This window comes from Pseudomonas sp. OA65, assembly GCF_017498305.1.
Lineage (GTDB): Bacteria > Pseudomonadota > Gammaproteobacteria > Pseudomonadales > Pseudomonadaceae > Aquipseudomonas > Aquipseudomonas zanjanensis.
Genome location: NZ_JAGDEZ010000043.1, coordinates 29,431 through 50,022 on the forward strand (window position 1 = coordinate 29,431; position 20,592 = coordinate 50,022).

General features: G+C 62.2%; 20 protein-coding genes. 14 read left to right on the forward strand and 6 right to left on the reverse strand.

All coding sequences use genetic code 11. The features are described from left to right. Positions 1–21: 21 nt before the first annotated feature. Positions 22–513, reverse strand: coding sequence for a CS1 type fimbrial major subunit (locus J3361_RS24870; RefSeq protein ID WP_207966773.1), 492 nt, complete (start codon positions 511–513; stop codon positions 22–24). Between the two features lie 431 nt (positions 514–944). Between J3361_RS24870 and J3361_RS24875 the strand changes: the two genes are divergently transcribed. From J3361_RS24875 to purT, 4 genes are all read left to right on the forward strand, one after another. Then, on the forward strand, positions 945–1,505 hold the full coding sequence (locus tag J3361_RS24875; RefSeq protein ID WP_207966774.1) for a PadR family transcriptional regulator: 561 nt from the start codon (positions 945–947) through the stop codon (positions 1,503–1,505). Between the two features lie 4 nt (positions 1,506–1,509). After that, positions 1,510–2,295: a siderophore-interacting protein gene (locus J3361_RS24880; RefSeq protein WP_207966775.1), complete on the forward strand. Its 786-nt coding sequence runs from the start codon at positions 1,510–1,512 to the stop codon at positions 2,293–2,295. 242 nt (positions 2,296–2,537) lie between these two features. After that, positions 2,538–3,005 carry a preQ0 transporter gene (locus tag J3361_RS24885; RefSeq protein ID WP_186709959.1) on the forward strand — a complete coding sequence of 156 codons (468 nt, stop codon included), beginning with the start codon at positions 2,538–2,540 and terminating at the stop codon, positions 3,003–3,005. A 90-nt stretch (positions 3,006–3,095) separates the two neighbouring features. After that, a complete protein-coding gene (gene purT, locus J3361_RS24890; RefSeq protein ID WP_207966776.1) occupies positions 3,096–4,277 on the forward strand; it encodes a formate-dependent phosphoribosylglycinamide formyltransferase in 1,182 nt (393 codons plus the stop codon). A gap of 222 nt (positions 4,278–4,499) precedes the next feature. Here purT and J3361_RS24895 read toward each other — a convergent pair whose 3' ends face one another. Beyond that, a complete protein-coding gene (locus J3361_RS24895) occupies positions 4,500–6,914 on the reverse strand; it encodes a glucose/quinate/shikimate family membrane-bound PQQ-dependent dehydrogenase (protein ID WP_207966777.1) in 2,415 nt (804 codons plus the stop codon). A gap of 484 nt (positions 6,915–7,398) precedes the next feature. Here J3361_RS24895 and J3361_RS24900 point away from each other — a divergent pair, with 484 nt between their 5' ends. Next, on the forward strand, positions 7,399–7,629 hold the full coding sequence (locus tag J3361_RS24900; RefSeq protein WP_207966778.1) for a VF530 family protein: 231 nt from the start codon (positions 7,399–7,401) through the stop codon (positions 7,627–7,629). Between the two features lie 6 nt (positions 7,630–7,635). Then, positions 7,636–8,289, forward strand: coding sequence for a Pr6Pr family membrane protein (locus J3361_RS24905; RefSeq protein WP_207966779.1), 654 nt, complete (start codon positions 7,636–7,638; stop codon positions 8,287–8,289). Positions 8,290–8,494: 205 nt separating this feature from the next. Here the strand turns inward: J3361_RS24905 and J3361_RS24910 are convergent, their stop codons facing one another. Genes J3361_RS24910 through J3361_RS24920 form a run of 3 tightly spaced genes read right to left on the reverse strand, consistent with a single transcriptional unit; the run spans position 8,495 to position 9,841 of the window. Beyond that, entirely contained in the window at positions 8,495–8,704 is a 210-nt protein-coding gene (locus J3361_RS24910) for a DUF1289 domain-containing protein (RefSeq protein WP_207966780.1), read from the reverse strand. Then, positions 8,701–9,225, reverse strand: coding sequence for a gamma carbonic anhydrase family protein (locus J3361_RS24915; protein WP_207966781.1), 525 nt, complete (start codon positions 9,223–9,225; stop codon positions 8,701–8,703). The genes J3361_RS24910 and J3361_RS24915 overlap by 4 nt, the downstream gene beginning before the upstream one ends. Before the next feature lie 16 nt (positions 9,226–9,241). Next, the gene (locus tag J3361_RS24920) at positions 9,242–9,841 is read right to left on the reverse strand and encodes a CoA pyrophosphatase (protein ID WP_207966782.1); all 600 of its coding nucleotides are present in this window, start codon (positions 9,839–9,841) and stop codon (positions 9,242–9,244) included. Between the two features lie 145 nt (positions 9,842–9,986). Here J3361_RS24920 and J3361_RS24925 point away from each other — a divergent pair, with 145 nt between their 5' ends. Both J3361_RS24925 and J3361_RS24930 read left to right on the forward strand, forming a co-directional pair. Continuing rightward, positions 9,987–10,538 carry an NUDIX hydrolase gene (locus tag J3361_RS24925; protein ID WP_207966783.1) on the forward strand — a complete coding sequence of 184 codons (552 nt, stop codon included), beginning with the start codon at positions 9,987–9,989 and terminating at the stop codon, positions 10,536–10,538. A 42-nt stretch (positions 10,539–10,580) separates the two neighbouring features. Then, positions 10,581–11,087: a L,D-transpeptidase family protein gene (locus J3361_RS24930; protein ID WP_207966784.1), complete on the forward strand. Its 507-nt coding sequence runs from the start codon at positions 10,581–10,583 to the stop codon at positions 11,085–11,087. 259 nt (positions 11,088–11,346) lie between these two features. On the opposite strand, the gene J3361_RS24935 is transcribed toward J3361_RS24930, so the two are convergent. Further along, positions 11,347–11,799 carry a hypothetical protein gene (locus J3361_RS24935; RefSeq protein ID WP_207966785.1) on the reverse strand — a complete coding sequence of 151 codons (453 nt, stop codon included), beginning with the start codon at positions 11,797–11,799 and terminating at the stop codon, positions 11,347–11,349. 290 nt (positions 11,800–12,089) lie between these two features. On the opposite strand from J3361_RS24935, the gene J3361_RS24940 reads away from it, so the two are divergent. The 6 genes from J3361_RS24940 to nagE all read left to right on the forward strand — a co-directional run bounded on the left by J3361_RS24940 (position 12,090) and on the right by nagE (position 20,191). Next, positions 12,090–12,254 carry a nucleoid-structuring protein H-NS gene (locus J3361_RS24940; protein ID WP_207966793.1) on the forward strand — a complete coding sequence of 55 codons (165 nt, stop codon included), beginning with the start codon at positions 12,090–12,092 and terminating at the stop codon, positions 12,252–12,254. Positions 12,255–13,018: 764 nt separating this feature from the next. Then, positions 13,019–13,750, forward strand: a complete 732-nt coding sequence (locus J3361_RS24945; RefSeq protein WP_207966786.1) for a GntR family transcriptional regulator — start codon at positions 13,019–13,021, stop codon at positions 13,748–13,750. A 17-nt stretch (positions 13,751–13,767) separates the two neighbouring features. Then, positions 13,768–14,874 carry an N-acetylglucosamine-6-phosphate deacetylase gene (nagA, locus tag J3361_RS24950; RefSeq protein ID WP_207966787.1) on the forward strand — a complete coding sequence of 369 codons (1,107 nt, stop codon included), beginning with the start codon at positions 13,768–13,770 and terminating at the stop codon, positions 14,872–14,874. Further along, on the forward strand, positions 14,855–15,877 hold the full coding sequence (locus tag J3361_RS24955) for an SIS domain-containing protein (protein ID WP_207966788.1): 1,023 nt from the start codon (positions 14,855–14,857) through the stop codon (positions 15,875–15,877). Before nagA ends, J3361_RS24955 begins: the two co-directional genes overlap by 20 nt. 51 nt (positions 15,878–15,928) lie before the next feature. Further along, a complete protein-coding gene (gene ptsP / locus J3361_RS24960) occupies positions 15,929–18,442 on the forward strand; it encodes a phosphoenolpyruvate--protein phosphotransferase (protein WP_207966789.1) in 2,514 nt (837 codons plus the stop codon). 33 nt (positions 18,443–18,475) lie between these two features. Then, positions 18,476–20,191 carry an N-acetylglucosamine-specific PTS transporter subunit IIBC gene (gene nagE / locus J3361_RS24965; RefSeq protein WP_207966790.1) on the forward strand — a complete coding sequence of 572 codons (1,716 nt, stop codon included), beginning with the start codon at positions 18,476–18,478 and terminating at the stop codon, positions 20,189–20,191. Positions 20,192–20,592 lie beyond the last annotated feature (401 nt).

Genomic DNA, 20,592 nt, shown 5'->3' on the forward strand with positions numbered 1-20,592 from the left:
CTCAGCGGGCATCAAATAGCATCACGGGGTAGCGCGAGGCACCGCGTCGAAGATGACGGTCATGTCAGCGGTGTACAGGCCGTTCTGGGTATCGAGCGGCCTGGCCGCTACGATGGTCATGTCGGCCTGGGTACCAGGGGTAGACGTTGCATCATCCACGACTTCCTGAGGCAGGGCGGTCAGGGTGACACCGTTGAAAGCCGTGGTCAGCGCGATTGCATCTCGGCCGTTATACAGGGACGCCGGGCCACCTTCGACGTAGGCATGAACCGAGCCATCAGTGTTTTTCACATTGTAGGTCTGGCGCAACGACGACAACGTGCCACTGACCGTGTTGTAGCTCATGGTCTCGTCCTTACCAAATTCCGGATTGACAGGCTGTACATGGAATTGCTGGGTCGGGATGTTCGCGGTGATATGGATCGACGAGCGCGCGTCATCGGCGGCAAATGTCAGCGAGGAACTCAGGGCAGCGGCTGCCAGGGAAGCACCGGTTACGAATTGTTTGAGCATGTTGTTAACACCTGTTCATAGCAATAAAGAGAAGGTTGCAATTGCGGCCCGACAACAAGTTGTAAGGCTGCACTTCCAACGCCGGGCATGATCAGCTCTCTTCAACTAAAAAAAAGCAGGCAAATTCCCACAAGCATGTAGTACGTTCGGCATGCGAGCGCGCGAAAAGTACAACACTTTATTGAAATATTAAGTTTGGATGTCAGAAACAACCTACATACCCAGCAAGGCCGCGGCATTGGTAAAAGCCAAGAGATACTTGTAAAAAACCTTATCATCGCCTGCGAGCCTAATTCCGGTAAGGTCTTATTTTTACTACCTGCAACCAACAACAGAACTAGATATATCTTAATTAAAAAACATTCAATCGCAAGATATATCTCACACGAAAAATATAGTCAGTTACTGCTTATGCAAATGGAGAACAGCATATGGCGATCCCTTATTCCTTCCCCAACCGCAACCAAGACGGTTTCGAAATACAGTCGACAGGCCGTGAACGTACCAGCCGTGCCCCACGCGTTTTCGCCGCTGGAGACCTTAAGTTATTGATGCTGGCTCTGGTCGCCGAAAAGCCATGCCACGGCTACGACCTGATCCGCCGGATCGAGCATATGTTCGAGGGCGCCTACAGCCCCAGCCCGGGCGTGATCTACCCGACCCTGACCTTCCTGGAAATGAACGCCATGATCAGCTGCGGCGTCGAAGATGGAAAAAAGTGCTACAGCGTGACCGATGCCGGACGTCTATTTCTTGAAGGCCAGGCCGAAACGCTGGATGAGGTGCGTACGCGCATTGAAATCAGCAAGCGAACCTTGCACGGCCATGATCGCCCCCCGGAAATTCATGAAGCGGTGTATAACCTGCGCGATGCCCTGCAAAAGCACCATGGCCACTGGAGCCCGGAAGAAATCCGACGGGTGCGCGACCTGCTCAACGACACCGCCAAAGCCATTGTCGACGGCCCTGGCCGTCCAACCGTTTCGGAGTAGAAGCATGACCGAAGTCGATCCAAACACCATCCACCGCGTCAACCACGAGATCAAACGCCGCCGCCTGCAAGTGCTGCGGGTGGTCGACCTGACACCGCGCATGCGCCGCATCACCGTCGGCGGGCCGGAACTGGCCGGGTTCGCCAGCCTGGGCACCGACGACCATGTGAAACTGCTGTTCCCGCAGAACGCCGAGGAACAGGCCGCCCTGGATAATTTCAACCCCAGCGCGGGCAAGGCTCAGGGCCCGATGCCCGAGATGCGCGACTACACGCCGCGCCGCTATGACCTGGACACCTTGGAGCTGGACATCGATTTCGTGCTCCACGGCGACGGCCCGGCCTCGACCTGGGCGGCCCAGGCGGCGCCCGGGCAATACCTCGACATCGCCGGGCCACGGGGCTCGATGATCGTGCCGGACATTTTCGACAGCTACCTGCTGGTCGGCGACGAAACCGCCCTGCCCGCCATCGCCCGCCGCCTCGAAGGGCTGGCGCCCAACCGGCGTGCGCTGGTGGTGGTGGAGGTGGAAAACGGCGCCGAGCAACAAATCCTCCAGAGCCCGGCGCAGGTGCACGTGATCTGGGTGCTGCGCGAGGGCCGCCAGGACAACCTGCTGCGCACCGTGCAACAGTTGGACATGCCTGGCGGCAAGCTGTACGCCTGGGTCGCGACCGAGAGCAAGGTGTCGCGGCAGATTCGCAAGGTGTTGCTGGAAGAGAAAGGGTTGGATCAGGATTTTGTGAAGGCGGTGGGGTATTGGAAGCTGGATGACAGTGAGGAAGATTGAGGGAGTGGCGGTGCTGAAGTACCCTTCACTCACTGACTGAGCACAGCCTTTGTGGCGAGGGAGCTTGCTCCCGCTGGGCTGCGCAGCAGCCCCCAAAGCAGTCATCTCGACTATCTGATCCACCGAGTTGTCAGGTTTTGGGTCTGCTTCGCAGCCCAGCGGGAGCAAGCTCCCTCGCCACAGGGGGCTTCGTTGCCCTTGAGGGTTTCACCGACATCCATCCCCACCAGGTACCCCGCCCCATGCTTTTCCTGCTTGCCTACATCAGCAGCGTCGTGCTGATCAACTTCGCGTTTTCCGCCGCGCCGCACCTGGACATCATCTGGTCGGCCTGGGGCGGACTGGTGTTTATCCTGCGGGACATGGTGCAGACCCGTTTCGGCCATGGCGCCATCGTGGCGATGCTGGCGGCGCTGGTGTTGTCCTATGTGACATCGGACCCGACCATCGCCCTGGCCAGCGCCACGGCGTTCGCGGTGTCCGAGTGCATCGACTGGCTGGTGTTCACGATCACCAAGCGCCCGCTCCATGACCGGTTGTGGATCAGCTCGGCCCTGAGTATTCCCCTGGACACGTTCATTTTCTTCGGCCTGATCGACGCCCTGACGCCCGCCGTGGTGATCACCGCCCTGCTCTCGAAATTCGCCGGGGTCACCGCCGTCTGGCTGATCATGGCCTGGCGTCTGCGCAAACAGGCCGTCGCCGGCTGACGCGGTTCATGTAAAATGCCGCGCTTTCTCCCATGGGAAGCTCGCCCGGCGCGCGCCCCCGATGATCCGCTCCTGTTTGAGGACCTTCAGATGACCCGTATCGGAACCCCATTGTCGCCCACCGCGACCCGCGTTTTGTTGTGTGGCAGCGGTGAGCTGGGTAAGGAAGTGGTGATCGAACTGCAGCGCCTGGGTGTCGAAGTGATTGCCGTGGATCGCTACGCCAACGCGCCGGCCATGCAAGTGGCCCACCGCAGCCATGTGATCAACATGCTCGACGGCGCGGCCCTGCGTGCGGTCATCGAAGCCGAGAAGCCGCATTTCATCGTGCCGGAAATCGAAGCCATCGCCACCGCCACCCTGGTGGAGCTGGAAGCGGAAGGTTTCACGGTGATCCCAACGGCTCGCGCCGCGCAGCTGACCATGAACCGTGAAGGCATCCGTCGCCTGGCCGCCGAAGAACTGGGCCTGCCCACCTCGCCGTACTTCTTCGCCGACACCGTGGAAGACTACCGCAAGGCCGTCGAGACCCTGGGTTTCCCCTGCGTAGTCAAGCCGGTGATGAGTTCCTCGGGCAAGGGCCAGAGCCTGCTGCGCAGCGCTGATGACGTGCAGAAAGCCTGGGACTATGCCCAGGAAGGCGGCCGTGCCGGCAAGGGCCGGGTGATCATCGAAGGTTTTATCGACTTCGACTACGAAATCACCTTGCTCACCGTGCGTCACGTCGGCGGTACCACGTTCTGTGCACCGGTCGGCCATCGTCAGGAAAAAGGCGACTATCAGGAATCCTGGCAGCCCCAGGCCATGAGCCCGGTGGCCCTGGCCGAATCCGAGCGCGTCGCCAAGGCGGTGACCGAAGCCCTGGGTGGTCGCGGCCTGTTTGGCGTCGAGCTGTTCATCAAGGGTGACCAGGTGTGGTTCAGCGAAGTCTCGCCACGCCCGCACGACACCGGCCTGGTGACGCTGATTTCCCAAGACCTGTCGCAGTTCGCCTTGCATGCCCGTGCCATTCTCGGCTTGCCGATCCCGCTGATCCGCCAGTTCGGCCCGTCGGCCTCGGCGGTGATCCTGGTGGAAGGTCAATCGACCCAGACCGCCTTCGCCAACCTGGGCGTGGCCCTGAGCGAACCGGACACCGCCCTGCGCTTGTTCGGCAAGCCGGAAGTCAACGGCCAGCGCCGCCTGGGCGTGGCCCTGGCCCGCGATGAGTCCATCGAAGCCGCCCGCGCCAAGGCGACCCGGGCTTCCCAGGCGGTCAAGATCGAGCTGTAAAGCCCAGGGCTGAGTACAAGTCCTAGGCTAAGCACGATCCCCTGTGGCGAGGGAGCTTGCTCCCGCTGGATGCGTCAGCATCCCCTGTGGTGGGATGGCTGGCAAAGCAGGGGGCCGCTTCGCAGCCCAGCGGGAGCAAGCTCCCTCGCCACAAAGGCTCGGTGGTATTAAAAAAGGCGACACCCTTGCGGGTGTCGCCTTTTTCATGAGCGCCGGTTGGGCTTAATCCGGCAGCTTGTAGGCAATCACATAATCACCCTGCTTGGTGCCCAGGGAACCGTGACCGCCGGCAACGACCAGCACGTATTGCTTGCCGTCCTTGCCGGTGTAGGTCATCGGGGTGGTCTGGGCGCCGGCGGGCAGGCGGCCTTCCCACAGCTGCTTGCCGTTCTTCACGTCGTAGGCACGCAGGTACTGGTCCAGCGTGCCGCTGAGGAACGCCAGGCCGCTGGCGGTGGTGAACGTGCCACCCAGGCTCGGGACGCCCATGCTCAGCGGGATCGGAACCGGCGAGCTGTCGCGCACGGTGCCGTTCTTGTGCTTCCACAGGGTCTTGTTGTTGGTCAGGTCCACGGCCGCGACATAACCCCACGCAGGCGCCTGGCACGGCAGGCCCATGGGCGAGAGCAGCGCTTCGAGGATCACGCCATAGGGCGCGCCCTTGTTCGGCTGCACGCCTTCGGTTTCGCTCTTGCGACCCGGGCCACCGGCCACTTCCGCCGCCGGCACCAGTTTCGACTTGAACGCCATGTAGCTCGGGTTGACGAAAGCGATCTGGCGCACCGGGTCCACCGAAATGCCACCCCAGTCGAACACGCCGAAGTTGCCTGGGTAGACGATCGAGCCTTGCAGCGACGGCGGCGTGAACATGCCGTCGTAACGCAAGGACTTGAAGTCGATCCGGCACAGCATCTGGTCGAACGGGGTCACGCCCCACATGTCGCGTTCCTGAAGGACCGGCGGCACGAAGTTCAGGTCGGACATCGGCTGGGTCGGCGAGGTGAAGTCGCCTTCCACCGCGCCTTGCGGCACCGGGATCTCCTTGATCGGCACGATCGGCTGGCCGTTGCTGCGGTCCAGCACGTAAATGCTGCCCTGCTTGGTCGACGCCAGGACGGCCGGTTTAACGCCATCGGCGGTCTTCAGGTCCATCAGGGTCGGTTGACCGCCGACGTCCATGTCCCACAGGTCGTGGTGGGTGAACTGGAAGTACCAGCGCACCTTGCCGGTGGCGATGTCCAGGGCGGTCAGGCCGGCGGCGTATTTTTCCGATTCCGGTGTGCGGAATCCACCGAACTGGTCAGGGGTCTGGTTGCCCATCGGCAGGTAGAGCATGCCGAGTTTTTCGTCGACGCTGAACATGGACCACATGTTCGGCGAGTTGCGGGTGTAGGTCTTGCCTTCGGCAATCGGCGTGGTGTCGTCGGGGTTGCCGCTGTCCCAGTTCCACACCAGCTTGCCGGTGTGCACGTCGTAGGCACGGATGACACCGCTTGGTTCGTCGGTGGAAACGTTATCGGTGACGTGACCGCCGATCACCACCAGGTTTTGGGTGACCGCCGGTGGCGACGTGGAGTAGTAACCACCGGCCGTGAAACCGCCGATGTTGGCGGTCAGGTCGACCTGGCCCTTGTCGCCGAAGTCTTCGCACATTTTACCGGTGTCGGCATTGAGGGCGATCAGGCGGGTGTCGGCGGTCGGCAGGAAGATCCGCCGTGGGCACACGGTGCTGGCCGGCGTGGTGCTGGCGGTGCCGGTCGGGCTCTGCTCGGCGGAGGCGTACACGGCGTCATCGTGGTAGGTCACGCCTCGGCAGGTCATGTGGGCCCAACCCTTGAAGTTTTCCGCTTTTTGCGTGGAAAGCTTCGGATCGAAACGCCAGATTTCCTTGCCGGTCTCAGGCTCCAGGGCAATCACCTGGCTGTGAGGCGTGCACACGTAGAGCATGCCGTTGACCTTTAGCGGGGTGTTTTCGGCGGTGGTTTCACCCGGGTCGTTCGGCCCTGGCAGGTCGCCGGTGCGATAGGACCAGGCTTCCTTCAACTTGCCGACGTTCTCAGGGGTGATCTGCGCCAGCGGCGAATAGCGGTCGCCATGGGCACTGCGCCCGTAGGAGTTCCAGTCGCCGTCCGGCATGGCCGGTGCGGTGTTGGCCATGCCCGGCACGCTGTCGCGGTCCAGTTGGCCCTTGATCTCACCCGGGTTAGTGAACTGGCTGGCGAGCGCGGCGATACCGGCGATGACCACGGCGGCACCCAATGCGCGGGTGCCCATGGCCGAGGCATCGGCGGTCAGCAGCGGGCGACGGAACCACGGCAGCAACATGACGATGCCCAAGGCAAACAGCATCGCCAGGCGCGGCACCAGTTGCCACCAGTCCAGGCCCACTTCCCAGAGTGCCCACACGGTGCTGGCGAACAGCACCAGTGCGTATAGGCCCAAGGCCGCGCGACGGGCCATGATCAACAGCACGCCGGTCAGCGCCAGGCCGATACCGGCCAGCAGGTAATACAGCGAGCCGCCGAGCGTGCTCAGCTTGATTCCTCCGGCCAGCAGGGCCAGGCCCATCAATAGAAGCAGAATGCCGAGCAAGCTCGGTAGCAGACGGCTTCGACTCAAAGCACCCTCAGTGCTCATAGTGTGATTCTCCGTGTCGTTTTGAAGAGTCCCGCGCAAGTAGTCACTTTAGATGACGATCTTGAGGGGCCATGGTTCAGTAAAAGGTATTCAGCTATTGCCAATACCTTGTGGGAGCGAGCCTGCTCGCGATTGCGATTTCACATTCAGCCACGATGTCGACTGCCAATCCGCAATCGCGAGCAGGCTCGCTCCCACAGGTCTCCCGCAAAGACAGCGCTATCTTTCGGGACCGGAATTTTAGATCTTCAGTAGGAATAAGCTGTACGCAGAGGCTCTGGCACACCAGAAGAAGCGTTTCAGCAAGCGGCGCAAGGATAATGTCCAGTTACAAATAGAGAAAGCGCTTTTATTGACATGAATCATTTCGGATTCAGTAACAGTGCGCCTGGCTCGGGAGGTCACGATGAAGGCTATGCTTTCCACCACAAGGGCACCTCGGCTAAGGTGCGCGGCTTTACCCTTTTTCCCGCGAAGGCCTCCGATGACCGAACCCAACAACAACCCGCTGCACGGCGTGACGCTGGAGCAGATCCTCAATGCCCTCGTACAGCATTACGAATGGTCCGGCCTGGCTGAACGCATCGATATCCGCTGCTTCAAGAGCGACCCGAGCATCAAGTCGAGCCTGACTTTCTTGCGCAAGACGCCTTGGGCGCGGGAGAAAGTCGAGCGCCTGTACATCAAGTTGATGCGCACCAAACGGCTGGTCTGAACAGCCGTGGGGATTGATAAGGGTCCTCACCTCACGCTGCGACAACGCTTCGTGTCGGTGGCGGCGCTGCTGGCCTGGGCTGGGCTGGGTATCCAGCTGTACCTGATTCTGCTGGGCCGCTGGGAACTGGGCGCGAGCCTGCTGGGCGGGTTGGTGAGTTTCTTCAGCTTTTTTACGGTGCTGACCAATCTGTTGGTGGCCGTGGTCCTGACTTGGGAGCTGAACCCGCGTCCCTCCTCAGTCCGACGCTGGTTCCTGCTGCCCAGCGTACGCAGCGGCGTCGCCGTGAGCATCGCCCTGGTCAGCCTGGCCTACAACCTGCTGCTGCGCCATCTCTGGCAACCCGAAGGCTGGCAGTTCGTGGCCGATGAACTACTGCATGACGTGGTGCCGTTGCTGTACATCGCCTATTGGTGGCGATGCGTGCCCAAAGGCAGCCTGCGCCTGGGCCACATCGGGCTGTGGATGATCTACCCCTTGGTCTATTTCGCCTACGTCCTGTTGCGCGGGGATTTGCTGGCGGCCTACCCCTACCCATTCATCGACGTGACGAGCCTGGGTTATCCACAGGTGTTCATCAATGCCGGGGGGATATTGGTGGGGTTTGTTGGGATTGCGCTGGGGGTGGTGGGGTTAGATCGGTGGGCATCGTTGAAATAGAGGCCAGCAGAGCGCATAGCTGTGTGAGCCAAACCTGTGGGAGCAAGGCTTGCCCGCGATGACTGTGGGAGCAAGGCTTGCCCGCGATGAAGATCACGCGGTCTACCTGAAGACCACGGCGCCCGCATCGCGAGCAAGCTTTGCTCCCACAGATAGGTGTCCCCCAGGTAGGTGTCCCACAAGGATTTGTATTTCATCTCCGGTATCACCGCCTCGCCGGCAACATCCACACCAACCCACTGGCCTTGGCCCGTTCATGGCACAACGCCAAAACCCCGCGTCGCTCGTCATTGTCCATCCGGCTCCACCGGGTGATTTCCGCCACGGTGCGTTGGCAGCCGGTGCAGATGTCGTCATCGTCCAATGCGCAGATGTTCACGCAGGGCGACGGCACCGGGCGTTCAGGGGCGTTCATTGTTCTTGCTCGGCCAGGTCGCGGGCGTAGCGCTGGGCGTTGTGGACGTAGTGCGCGGCGCTGGCCACGAGCATGTTCTTCTGGGCTTCGGTCAGTTCACGCACCACCTTGCCGGGCGAGCCCATCACCAGCGAACCGTCGGGAATCTCCTTGTTTTCGCCGATCAGCGCGTTGGCGCCGATGATGCAGTGCTTGCCGATCTTCGCGCCGTTGAGGATCACCGCGTTGATGCCGATGAGGCTGTAGTCGCCTACCGTACAGCCATGGAGCATGGCGTTGTGGCCGATGGTCACGCCGGTGCCGATGGTCAGCGGATAGCCCATGTCAGTGTGCATCACGGTGCCGTCCTGCACGTTGCTGTCCTTGCCGATCAGGATCAGTTCGTTGTCGCCGCGCAGCACGGCGTTGAACCAGACGCTTGCACCCTCTTCGAGGCGGACCTTGCCCACCAGCGTGGCGTTGGGCGCGACCCAGCTCTGTGGGTGGGTGTCGACACGGGCATCGCCCAGGCGGTATTTCATGAGAGTCCTCGGGGCATCAGGTATTGATGAAAGTCTTCGGCGGGGTGTGCAGGTCGATCTCGGCGTCGTACAGCAGGTTGACCAGTTCGACGATCATGATCGCCGTCAGCCCCCAGATCTTGTAGCCCTCGAAACGATAACTGGGCACGTACCAGCTACAGCCCTGGTAATCGATACGGTGGGTGTGTTCGCGCGGATCCTTGCGGAAGAACTCCAGTGGCACGCTGAACACCGCCGCGATCTCGGCATCGTTGGCCTGGTATTCGACGTAGTCCGGAATCACCCCGACGTACGGCGTGACCTTGATGCCGTGCAGCGAGATCAACGGGCTGAGGGGACCGATCACTTCCACCAGTCCCGGTGGCAGGCCGATTTCTTCCTCGGCTTCGCGCAGGGCGGTGAAGATCAGGTCCGGGTCTTCCGGGTCGCGACGCCCGCCGGGAAACGCCACTTCGCCGCCATGGGTCGAGAGCCCACTGGCGCGCAGGGTCAGTACCAGCTCCGGTTCATTGCTGCGGGTGATCGGCACCAGCACCGCGGCTTCCGGGAAACGTCGGTCGGCCTGCAGGTCACGCGGGGTATGGTTGCTTACTCGATGCAGTAGCTCGTCCAGCATGAGACTTCTCGATTTATTCGCTACCTTGCATCATGCACCAATCGTTCAAGCGGCCCAACCCCCGCACCGCGTCGTGTCGCGAAACGACAACTTGCCGCACCGGCCTACGCACGCCAAGATAGGCGCAGCATTCAGGAACCCAAGCATGAAATTCTGCAGCCAGTGCGGTAACCCGGTGACCCAACGCATACCCGAAGGCGACGCGCGCCTGCGCTTTGTCTGCGACACCTGCCACACCATCCATTACCAAAACCCCAACATCGTGGCCGGTTGCGTACCGACCTGGGGCAGCAAGGTCTTGCTGTGCCGGCGCGCCATCGAGCCCCGGCGCGGTTATTGGACATTGCCGGCGGGCTTCATGGAGAACGGCGAGACCATCGAACAGGCCGCCGTGCGCGAAACCGCCGAAGAAGCCTGCGCCCGGGTGCGAAACTTGAGCATCTACACGCTGATTGACGTACCGCATATCAGCCAGGTACATGTATTCTTCCGCGCCGAACTGGTGGACGAGGATTTCGCCGCCGGGCCCGAGAGCCTGGAAGTGAAATTGTTCGAAGAGGCCGATATACCGTGGGACGAGCTGGCTTTCCGCACGGTGGGCCGTACCCTGGAATACTTCTACGCTGATCGGCGAGCCGAGGACTACCCGGTGCGATCCGAGTCGATACCGCCGCTGACTCAGCCTGCCAACACCTGAAAACAATCTATATAGCCGCGACACTCTAGGGATACCGTTTCAATGCGCTGGTTGCTTGTGCTGTTCTGCTTGTCGTTCACCGCTGTATCCCAGGCCGCCGCCGTGGGAACCTACAACGGCAAGGTTATCGAAAAAGTGCTGGTGCTCAAGTCTGCCCATCAATTGCAATTGATCAACGACGGCAAGCCCCTCAAGACCTATCGCATCTCGCTGGGCAAAGGCGCCAAAAAAGGCCCCAAGCTGATAGAAGGCGACAAGCGCACCCCGGAAGGTTTTTACTGGATCGACTGGCGCAAGATCAGCGACAAGTTCTACCTGTCGATGCACATTTCCTACCCCAACATCACCGACGCCGCCCGCGCCCGCCGCGAAGGCGTGGAACCGGGGGGCATGATCATGATCCACGGCACACCGGATTCGGAAGAGAACCCTGAACAGTTGTTCCATACCCTGGACTGGACCGACGGCTGCATCGCCATGCGCAACGTGGACATGCGCGAGGTCTGGAACCTGGTGCCGGACGGGACGATGATCGAGATTCGGCCGTAGCACCCTATTTTTTTGCGGCGAGGGGCTCCTGTGGATAAGGGTTCCTGTGGCAAGGGAGCTTGCTCCCGCTGGGTTGCGCAGCAACCCTAAAACCAGGCAATTCGGTGCCTCAGGCAAATTGAGTTGCCTGCTTTGGGGCCGCATCGCAGCCCAGCGGGAGCAAGCTCCCTCGCCACGGTTTGTGTGTTTGCCCGTGCTATCCACTTAACTGACTGGCATTAGGCCTAAGCCGGTTTTTGTTAATGACATGACATCTTATTCACCCAGAAGCTGCGCGCTGCTCAGCCTCATAATGCCGGGTCTGAAAGGGCAAGAGGGTTTGCACCTTCAAGCCAAGCCCTTCATTCAGCCCCCAAGAGAGAGCGAGTTCATCACTGCGTCTGCGAAGCGCAACAGCTGTTTGCGAGGTTACTGCTTGCTTGGGTGTCGAGCGTAAAAACAGCTCAAGGGCTTTGAAGACTTCCACTGCACGACTGTCCGTGACGCAGGAAAATCGGGTGAGTCGTTCGAGCAAATACCCTGCACGACGCAACTCGACCTCATCCGTGTGTTGGCTCAGAAAAGCTTGGGCTGCGCTTATCAAGTCCGAGTCGGAATACCAAACAGCTTTGGCTGCACTTACGAGCGCAACATCATCTGCATGATTCAACGGGCTTCTGACCAATGTGTCCAGAGCGGCTGATAGAACGTGGCCGTTAGCAGGCTTCGCCATCTGGAATCTCCAAATAATTTGCAAGATATGGAAGCTAGAGTTCCCGCTTCCGAGGCACAACCTTAAAAACATGTCGGAAACTTCGGTGCGTCTGACAGACCACCCATCTGATCAGGGATGTTTCGCACAAAGTTTGCGGGGAGCCTTTTTTTGAATGTAATGGGAGTACATATCCGTTGCTGCGGTAACGGCCACTTAGGGTTCCGCCCTGACGGCGGGTCACTTTTGAAAAGCGCAAAAGTAACCAAAACGCTTTTGCCCCACCACTCGGTGCCTCGCTAGGGCTCGGCATGCCCTCACTCCGGCATTGCTCCGTGGGCCGCCGCGAAGGGCCGTCCATGGCCCAGCGCGGCTATCCCGGCATCCATGCCGGGATGCCCACTCCACAATGCCTGCGTTCGGCCATCGTGGTTAACGGGGCGCCCGAGATCAACGTCCTCCCCGAGGCGGCCTGAGAGCCGACCTGGCTCTGGGTGGGACCGCGTTTATCCTGTGGGAGCAAAGCTTGCTCGCGATGACGGCAGCAAATCCAAATCTGTGTAACTGAACCACCGCTATCGCGAGCAAGCTTTGCTCCCACAGGACCAGCTCAAACAGATCTGATGGGTGTACGACCAGGAGAACCAGGTCGGCTACTAGGCCGCCTCGTTTTTTGCTTTTGATCTGGGGCGCCCCGTTAACCACGATGGCCGAACGCAGGTATTGCGTAGTGGGCATCCCGGCATGGATGCCGGGATAGCCGCGCTGGGCCATGGATGGCCCTTCGCGGCGGGCCCACGGAGCAATGCCTGCGTTCGGGCATGCCGAGCCTAGGCGAGGCACCGAGTGGTGGGGCAAGAGCGTTTTGCTTACTTTTGACTGGGCCGGCTTCCGGGCTTTTCAAAAGTGAGCCGCCGTCAGGGCGGAACCCTAAGTGGCCGTTACCGCAGCAACGGATATACACACAAAACGCCCCACCACCGCTCACCACCAAAAATAAATCTCCAATCTCAAAACCCGCCCCTCATGCATACCACTGACCTCTAAAAACCCCAGCCCAACGCTGCAATTCAACGCCACATCATCACCACCCTAATACCACTTGAAGAACCACCCTCATAGACATCCAGAAAACGCGATAAAACCCAGGAAAAGCAGCGTTGACATGGTATTCAAGTGGTATTAGTTTCCACCCCGTTAGCCGAGGAAGACTCCTACAATCGCATCGGACGCATCGCCAATGAACGACATCCTGGTCCTACGCCCCGACGACACCCAACCCACCCCGCTCTACCTGCAACTGGCCCGCAACCTCGAAGCGGCCATCCACGCCGGCCAGTGGAAAGCCGAGCAAGCGATGCCGTCCGAGCGCAGCCTGAGCGAGCAACTGGGCATTTCCCGGGTGACCGCCCGCAAGGCGCTGGAAGTGCTGTTCGAACAAGGCCTGATCCGCCGCAACCAAGGCTCGGGAACCTTCATCACGCCGCGCCTGGAACAACCGCTCTCGCGCCTCAGCGGCTTCAGCGAGATGCTCCGGCTCAAAGGCTTCGTGCCCGGTTCCCAGTGGCTGGAGCGGAACATCACCCCGCCGACCCACGAAGAACTGATCCGCCTGGGCCTGTCGCCCACCGACAAAGTTGCCCGGCTCAAACGGCTGCGCAAGGCCGACGACACGGTCATGGCCATCGAGATGAGCACCCTGCCCGCATCAATCATTCCCAAGCCACAAGCGGTGGGCGATTCGCTTTATGAATTTCTCGACGCTATCGGCAAACCCGTGGTGCGCGCCTTGCAACACATCCAGGCCATCAACGCCTCGGATGAGTTCGCCGCCCTGGTGGGCATTGCCCCCGGCACCGCGATGCTGCTGATGACCCGGGTCGGCTATCTGGAAGACAACACGCCCATCGAAGTCACCGACACCTATTGCCGCAACGACTACTACGACTTTGTCGCAGAGCTGCGGCGCTAGACGACCAGAGAATCCCCATGTCCGAAGACAACATCCTCAGCGCCAACGGCTGGATACGCGGCCGCCTGGTCCATGAACACGGCAAGGTCGTGGCCATCGAAGGCCAGCCTTGCGATCCGACGAGCAACGACCTGCCCTATCTGCTGCCCGGCTTCATCGACCTGCATGTGCACGGCGGTGGCGGCAAGGACATCATGGAAGGCGCGCCAGCGTTCGAAACCATTGCCCGCACCCACGTGCGCTTCGGCACCACGGCGTTGCTCGCCACCACCATGACGGCACCGAGCGAAGAAATCGCCAGCGTCCTCAAGGCCCTCGGTGAGTTCTGCGAACAGCGGCCCAGCGGCAGCGCGCGCATCCTCGGCGTGCATTTGGAAGGCCCCTATATCAACCCCGGCAAACTCGGCGCCCAACCGAATTTCGCCCACACCGCGTTGATGGCCGAAGTGGAGGCCTACCTGGCCCTGGCACCGATCCGGGTGATTACCGTCGCGCCGGAGATCGCCGGGCACGACGCCTTGATTCGTGCCCTCAGCGCCCGGGGCGTGCGCATGCAGATCGGCCATACCCTGGGCAGCTACGAAGAAGGCGTCGCGGCATTGGCGGCCGGGGCCAGCAGTTTCACCCATTTGTACAACGCCATGAGCCCGTTGCATCATCGCGAACCGGGCATCGTCGGCGCGGCGCTGGCCCATGCCCGGTATGCCGAGCTGATCCCCGATCTGCTCCACGTACACCCCGGCGCCATGCGCGTGGCCTTGCGTTCAATCCCGTGCCTGTATTGCGTCACCGATTCCACCGCCGCCGCCGGCATGCCCGACGGTGAATACAAGCTGGGCAGCCACACCGTGACCAAATGCCTGGGCGGTGTGCGCCTGGCCGACGGCACGCTGGCCGGCAGCACCCTGACCATGGACCAGGCCCTGCGCAACCTGGTGAAGATCGGCCTGCCCATCGCCGAAGCCTCGCAACGCCTGTCGCAATTCCCCGCCGACTACCTCGGCCTGCCCGAGCGCGGACGCCTGCAACCGGGCGCCTGGGCCGACTGTGTGCGCCTTGACCGTGCCCTGAACCTGATCGACGTGATGGTCGAAGGAGAAGCCATTGACTTCCAAAATGCTTGAAGAGGCCCTTGCCTCAGCCGAAGCCGTCGAGCGCCAATTGCAGCGATTGGACCCGGCCCTGCAGGAAATTGCCGGACGCCTACGCCGCCAGCCGCCGCAAGTGGCGATGACCGTGGCCCGTGGCAGCTCCGACCATGCTGCCAGCTACTTTGCCTACCTGACCATGCAACAACTCGGTTTGCCGGTGGCCTCGTTGCCGATGTCGGTGGTGACCATGCAACAGGCGCCGCTGAAGGTCAGTGGCCAAGTGGCGTTCGCATTCTCCCAATCGGGGCAAAGCCCGGACCTGGTGAATAGCCTGCGCCTGTTGCGCAAGCGCGGCGCGTTGAGCGTGGCGATGGTCAATGCAGAAGACTCTCCGCTGGAGGCGGCTTGTGAATTCAGCGTGCCCTTGTGCGCCGGCGTCGAAAGCAGTGTCGCCGCCACCAAGAGTTTCATCGCCACCCTCAGCGCCAGCGCGCGGCTGGTGGCTCAGTGGAAAGACGACGCCGAGTTGCTCGAAGCCGGCGCCGCATTGCCCGAAGGCCTGCGTGATGCCACCCGCCAGGATTGGAGCGCCGCCGTCGAGGCGCTGCGTGATTGTCAGCGCTTGATGGTCATCGGCCGTGGCGCCGGGTTCGCCATCGCCCAGGAAGCGGCGCTCAAATTCAAGGAGACCTCGGCGATCCAGGCCGAAGCCTTCAGCAGTGCCGAGGTTCGTCACGGGCCGATGGCGCTGATCGACGAGCACTATCCGCTGCTGGTGTTCGCCCCCCGCGGTGCCGAGCAGGCCGGAGTGTTGAGCCTGGCCGCCGACATGCGCCAGCGCGGCGCCCGGGTGCTGCTGGCCGCGCCCGATGACATCGCCGAGCGCGACCTGACGCTGACCCGTGCCGAACACTCGGCCCTGGACCCGATCCTGGCAATCCAGAGCTTTTACCGGATGGCCGCCAGCCTGGCCGAGGCCCGAGGCCTGAACCCGGACCAGCCACGGTACTTGAGCAAGGTCACCCGGACCCACTGAACCGACAGTCCTTTAACGCAAGGCCACTAAGACTTCACAGAGAGCGAGCCCATGCCCAACAACAATAAAGAGCTGACCCTCAGCGCCCCGCTCAGCGGGCCGGTGCTCACCCTCGCCAACGTCCCGGACGCGGTGTTCGCCAGCGGCGCGATGGGCGACGGGATCGCCATCGACCCGCTGAACGACACCCTCTACGCCCCCTGCGACGGCGAGGTGATCCACGTCGCTCGCACCGGCCACGCCGTGACCCTGCGGGCCGACAACGGTGCCGAACTGCTGCTGCACCTCGGGCTGGACACTGTCGAGTTGCAGGGCGACGGCTTTTCCATGCTGGTCAAGGAAGGCGCGCGGGTCAGCAACGGCCAGGCGCTGCTGCGCTACGACCTGGACAGCGTGGCACAGCGCTGCAAAAGCCTGGTCAGCCTGCTGATCATCACCAACGGCGAACACTTCCAGGCACGGCCCATTACCCTCAAAGGCGTCAAGGTCGGCGAGCCGTTGCTGCACATCGTCGGCAAGAAACCGAGTGAAACACGCGACGATGAGCCGGACGGCGGCATCGAAGTGTTCGGCCAGATCCGTATCGCCCACCGAGGCGGCCTGCACGCGCGACCAGCCGCCTTGGTTCGCCAGACCGCCCAGGGCTTCAAGAGTCGCTCGCAGCTGCACTACAGTGGCCGGTCGGCGTCCTGCGACAGTGTGATGGGCATGATGGGCCTGGCGATCACCGAACAGGCCGAAGTGCACGTCAGTTGTCGCGGCAGCGATGCCGAAGCGGCGTTGCAAGCGTTGCTGGCGACCCTGTCCACGGCGTTGGCCGAAGAGGTCCACGCGAAGGCGCCGCAGGTCCCGCTGCCCAGGCATGCCGCTGAAGATGGCGTGTTGCAAGGCGTCTGCGCCACGCCTGGCCTGGTGAGCGGGCCGCTGGTTCGATTGGACGGCATTCAATTGCCCGAGGATCTCGGCGGCCACGACGTCGAAGAACAACGGCAACGATTGCGCCAGGCCCTGGGGCAAGTCAGCCGCGATATCCAGCAGACGCTGGAAAACGCCCAAGCCCGGCACCACGTCGATGAGCAAGCGATCTTCAGCGCCCACCTGGCGTTGCTGGAAGATCCGGTCCTGCTTGACGCCGCCTACCTGTCTATCGAGCAAGGTTGCGGCGCGCCCCACGCCTGGAGCCGGTCAATCGATGTGCAGTGCCAAGTGCTGCGGCAATTGCAAAGTACGCTGCTGGCCGAGCGCGCCAATGATTTGCATGACCTGCGCCAGCGAGTCCTGCGGGCGCTGCTGGGTGAGGCTTGGCAATTTGACGTGCCGGCGGGCGCCATTGTCGTCGCCCAGGAACTGACTCCATCGGACTTGTTGCAGCTCAGCGCCCAAGGCGTGGCCGGCGTGTGCATGGCCGAGGGCGGCGCGACCTCCCATGTGGCGATCCTGGCCCGTGGCAAAGGCCTGCCCTGCTTGGTGGCGTTGGGCGAGGCAGTGCTTGCTCAGCCGCTGGGCCAATCGGTAGTGCTGGATGCTGACAATGGCCGCCTCGAACTCACGTCAACCGCCGAGAGACTGGCGCAGGTGCAACAAGCACAGACCCGACGCGCAGCCCTGCGCGCCGAGCATCAGACCCTCGCCCATACGCCCGCGAAAACCGTCGACGGGGTGAATGTTGAAGTCGCCACCAACGTCGCCTCCAGCGCCGAAGCCAGCCAGGCCTTTGTCAATGGCGCCGATGGCGTTGGCTTGTTGCGCACCGAATTTCTCTTCGTCGACCGCCACACCGCCCCGGACGAAGAGGAGCAGCGCCAGGCCTATCAAGCCGTGCTCGATGCCATGGGCGACAAGCCGGTGATCATCCGCACCATCGACGTCGGCGGCGACAAACAACTGGACTATCTGCCGCTGCCGACCGAAGCCAACCCGGTGCTCGGCCTGCGGGGCATTCGCCTGGCCCAGGCGCGGCCGGAACTGCTGGATCAGCAATTGCGAGCCCTGCTGCAGACTCGCCCGCTGCACCGCTGCCGGATTTTGTTACCGATGGTCACCGAGGTCGACGAACTGCTGCACATCCGCCAGCGGCTCGAGGTATTGGGTGCCGAACTCGGCGTGAGCGAACGTCCGCAACTGGGGGTGATGATCGAAGTGCCGGCCGCCGCCTTGCTGGCCGAGCAATTGGCCGAGCACGCGGACTTCCTGTCCATCGGCACCAACGACCTGTCCCAGTACACCCTCGCCATGGACCGCGACCACGCCGGTCTCGCCGCCCGGGTCGATGCCTTGCACCCGGCACTGTTGCGGCTGATCGCCCAGACCTGCGCCGGCGCCGCCAAACATGGGCGTTGGGTTGGCGTGTGCGGGGCCCTGGCGTCTGATCCCCTGGCGACGCCGGTCCTGATCGGGCTGGGTGTGCGGGAGCTATCGGTCAGCCCGCCGCAGGTCGGCGAGATCAAGGACCGCGTGCGTCACCTCGATGCCGCCCAGTGCCGCGGCGTCAGTACCGATTTGCTGAACCTGACCAGTGCCGCCGCCGTGCGCCAGGCCTGTCATCAACACTGGCCCTTGGGCTGAGCCACGTCGGACAACAATAAAAGGAGAGACGCCATGTACCAGCATTTCATCGAAGGGCTGCAACGCCTCGGCCGGGCGCTGATGCTACCCATCGCGATCCTGCCGATCGCCGGCCTGCTGCTGCGCCTGGGTGACACGGACCTGTTGAACATCGCGATCATCCACGACGCCGGCGAAGCGATCTTCGCCAACCTGCCGATGATCTTCTCCATCGGCATCGCCGTGGGTTTCGCCCGGGACAACAACGGCACGGCCGGGCTGGCCGGGGCCATCGGCTATCTGGTGATGATCGCGACGTTGAAGGTGCTCGACGCGACCATCAACATGGGCATGCTTGCCGGGATCATCAGCGGCCTGTTGGCCGGCGCGCTGTACAACCGCTTCAAGGACATCAAGCTGCCGGAATACCTGGCGTTCTTTGGCGGGCGACGCTTCGTGCCGATTGTCACCGGCTTCAGCGCCGTGGGCCTGGGCCTGGTGTTCGGCCTGGTCTGGCCGCCGATCCAGCACGGCATCAACAGCTTCGGCGAACTGCTGATGGCCAGCGGCAGCTTCGGCGCGTTCGTCTTTGGTGTATTCAATCGATTGCTGATCGTCACCGGCCTGCACCACATCCTCAACAACATGGCCTGGTTCATCTTCGGCAGTTTCACCGACCCGCAAACCGGCGCGGTGGTGACCGGTGACCTGACCCGCTATTTCGCTGGCGACCCCAAGGGCGGCCAATTCATGACCGGCATGTTCCCGGTGATGCTCTTCGGCCTGCCCGCCGCGTGCCTGGCGATGTACCGCAACGCCCTGCCCCAGCGGCGCAAGGTCATGGGCGGGATCCTGTTGTCGATGGCGCTGACGTCGTTCTTGACCGGCGTCACCGAGCCCATCGAATTTGCCTTCATGTTCCTCGCGCCATTGTTGTATCTGGTCCACGCACTGCTCACCGGTCTGTCGATGGCGGTGACCAACCTATTGAATATTCACTTGGGCTTCACCTTCTCCGGCGGCTTCATCGACATGGTCCTGGGCTGGGGCAAATCCACCAACGGCTGGCTGGTCGTGCCGGTGGGCCTGGCCTACGCGGCGATCTATTACCTGGTGTTTGACTTCTGCATCCGTCGCTTCGACCTGAAGACGCCGGGGCGTGAAGAGGTGCCGGCGGGCGATAAGCCGGTCATTGCCGAAAACCAGCGGGCCGCCGCCTATATCCAGGCCTTGGGTGGCGCTGACAACCTGATCACCCTCGGCGCTTGCACCACACGCCTGCGACTGGATCTGGTGGATCGCAACAAGGCATCCGACGCCCAACTCAAGGCCCTCGGCGCCATGGCCGTGGTTCGCCCCGGCAGTGGCGGCAGCTTGCAGGTGGTGGTGGGGCCGATGGCCGACAGCATCGCCGATGAGATCCGCCTGGCTTTGCCGTCTTCCGATAGGCCAGTCAGTGCGCCCGCGAACGCCGTGGTCGAGCCGACCTTAACGACAATTGTCTCGGAGGCCGAAGCACAGCAATGGCTCGATGCCCTGGGCGGTGGCAGGAACGTGTTGCAGCTCGATTGCGTAGCGACGAGCCGTTTGCGGGTGCGGTTGGCTGATGGCAAGGGGGTGTCGGAGAACCAGCTCAAGGCGCTGGGTTGCCAGGGGGTCAGTTCGCTGGAAGGCGGCGTTTGGCACTTGTTGCTAGGGGAGAAAGCGCCGGGGTTGTGGCGGGCGTTGGAGGCGGTCATCGTGAATCCCAGGGCTGGGGTCAAGGCTTAGATTCTCGGTGCCTGTTCTGGCCTCTTCGCGAGCAGGCTCGCTCCCACAGTGGTTTTGTGGTTTTGCAGATATTTGTGACTTACATCCTATCCTGTGGGAGCGAGCCTGCTCGCGATGGGGCCGGCACACACCCAACACCTATATCTGACACACAACAATCCCGTGGCGAGGGAGCTTGCTCCCGCTCGGTTGCGCAGCAACCGCCAAAAAGCCTGGGGCCGCTGCGCAGCCCAGCAGGAGCAAGCTCCCTCGCCACAATAGCTCCCGGTCACACAAAACCAACCCAAAAAAAAACCCCCTTATCGATCCCCTCTCTTTTTTCAACAACCCACCTTCCCCCCGCCACCTCCAGCCGTATCTTCCCCACTATCTCCCCGCTTCTCTCCCTCATCCACAGTAGT